This is a genomic window from Aeromonas sp. R2-1, assembly GCF_040908425.1.
Lineage (GTDB): Bacteria > Pseudomonadota > Gammaproteobacteria > Enterobacterales > Aeromonadaceae > Aeromonas > Aeromonas caviae.
The window spans coordinates 1-2,215 of the sequence record NZ_JBFODR010000046.1 but is presented as its reverse complement, the minus strand read 5'-3'; the positions used below and the strand labels follow the sequence as shown (position 1 = coordinate 2,215).

Sequence of the window (2,215 nt, the reverse complement as noted above, 5' to 3'; positions counted from 1 at the left end):
GCCGACGTCGCCAAGCAGGCCAACGAGCAGGCCGATGCGGGGGCCCAGGTCGTCGCCCAGGCCCGTCACGGCATCGTCGGCCTCTCCGGTGAAATCGAACAGGTCGCCGGGGTCATCGAGTCCCTGGCGAGCCAGACCGACTCCATCGGCAGCATCCTCGACACCATACGCAGCATCTCGGAGCAGACCAACCTGCTGGCCCTCAACGCCGCCATCGAGGCTGCCCGCGCCGGCGAGCAGGGCCGTGGCTTCGCCGTGGTGGCCGACGAGGTGCGCAACCTCGCCAGCCGCTCCGCCGCCTCCACCGCCGAGATCCAGGGCATGATCAACAGCCTCCAGGAACAGAGCGCCCGCGCCGTCAGCGCCATGGCCCAGGGCCGCAACCAGAGCCTGCGGGTGGTGACCCAGGCCGACGAGGCCAACGGCGCCCTCGACCAGATCACCGGGCACATCACCCAGATCAGCGACATGAACATCCAGGTCGCCACCGCCACCGAAGAGCAGTCCAGCGTGGTCGGGGAGATCAACCGCAACGTGGAGGACATCAACCAGCTCACCATGGAGACCGCCGATATCGCCCACCAGTTGACCGAGTCCAGCCGCAGCCTGCAACAGCTCTCCGGCGAGCTCGACAAGCTGGTCGGCAACTTCCGGTTATAAGATGAAAGGGCGCTGCGGCGCCCTTTTTTCACCGGGTCGACAGGGAATACCGACCCCCATGACGGCGAACCGTCATGACAAGCCGCTACAGTAGCGACACAGCAACACACCAAGGAGTCAACATGCTGGCAGGCAACCTCACCATCAAAACCCAACTGATCCTGGCCGTCACCGTGCCCTGTCTCGCCCTGCTGCTGGTTGGCGCCGCCAGTCTGCGCAGCATGGACAACATCAGGCAGCAGGCCGAAGAGCTGTTCCAGAATACCGCCACCCCCATGCGGGCCATGGCGGAAGTGGCCTCCCGCATCCCGCGCATGCGCGTCGGCATCGACATGATGCTATTGCAGGACACCTCCCTGCGCGACGAAAAGGGGGTGCTGACCCGGGTCAAGGAGACCCGCGAGGAAGACATTCCCGAGATGCGCCAGGCCATGGAGCAGGCCGTCAAGGCCCAGGTCGATCCCGACGCCCGGGCCAGGGCCCAGACCCTGCTCGATCAATTCACCCGGGTGGAGCGGGAGGAGCTGACCCCCATGTTGCAGGCGCTCTCTGACAACAAGATGGACGAGGCACGCGCCATCTACCGGGATCGCTACAGCCAGAGCTACGGGGTCATGCGCAAGGGCGCCAATGAGCTGCTCGACGGGTTGATAGGTCAGGCCCAGCATCGCAACGACCTGAGCGAAAACAGCTATGACAGCGGTCGTACCCAGATGATCGCCATCATCGTCATCGCCATCGCCATCTCGCTGCTCGTCTCGACCCTCATCCTCATCGGGCTGCGCCGCCGGGTCTCCTTCCTGCAATCCCATATTGGCGAGGTGGCCCGCCACCTCGCCCTCGACAGCCGCGCCAGTCTCACCGGCAAGGACGAGCTGGCCGAGATTGCCCACAGCTTCAACCAGTTCGTGACCCGGATCCACGGGGCCATCGTGCAGGTGGCGAGCAACTCCCGCCAGGTGGCCGCCACCGCCAGCGAGGTGGCCGCCAAGGCCCAGCTCACCCAGCACAACTGCACCGCCCAGCGGGATCGCACCGTCCAGGTCGCCACCGCCATCCACGAGATGGGGGCCACCGTCACCGAGATCGCCGGCAATGCATCCCTGGCAGCCGACGTCGCCAAGCAGGCCAACGAGCAGGCCGATGCGGGGGCCCAGGTCGTCGCCCAGGCCCGTCACGGCATCGTCGGCCTCTCCGGTGAAATCGAACAGGTCGCCGGGGTCATCGAGTCCCTGGCGAGCCAGACCGACTCCATCGGCAGCATCCTCGACACCATACGCAGCATCTCGGAGCAGACCAACCTGCTGGCCCTCAACGCCGCCATCGAGGCTGCCCGCGCCGGCGAGCAGGGCCGTGGCTTCGCCGTGGTGGCCGACGAGGTGCGCAACCTCGCCAGCCGCTCCGCCGCCTCCACCGCCGAGATCCAGGGCATGATCAACAGCCTCCAGGAACAGAGCGCCCGCGCCGTCAGCGCCATGGCCCAGGGCCGCAACCAGAGCCTGCGGGTGGTGACCCAGGCCGACGAGGCCAACGGCGCCCTCGACCAGATCACCGG

At 67.0% G+C, this 2,215-nt stretch carries 2 protein-coding genes; both read left to right on the top strand.

Annotated features, from left to right (window positions below):
- On the top strand, positions 1-660 hold a 660-nt coding region (locus tag AB5Y80_RS16940), incomplete at its 5' end, for a methyl-accepting chemotaxis protein (RefSeq protein ID WP_368173228.1).
- 122 nt (positions 661-782) lie between these two features.
- On the top strand, positions 783-2,215 hold a 1,433-nt coding region (locus AB5Y80_RS16935), incomplete at its 3' end, for a methyl-accepting chemotaxis protein (RefSeq protein ID WP_368173227.1).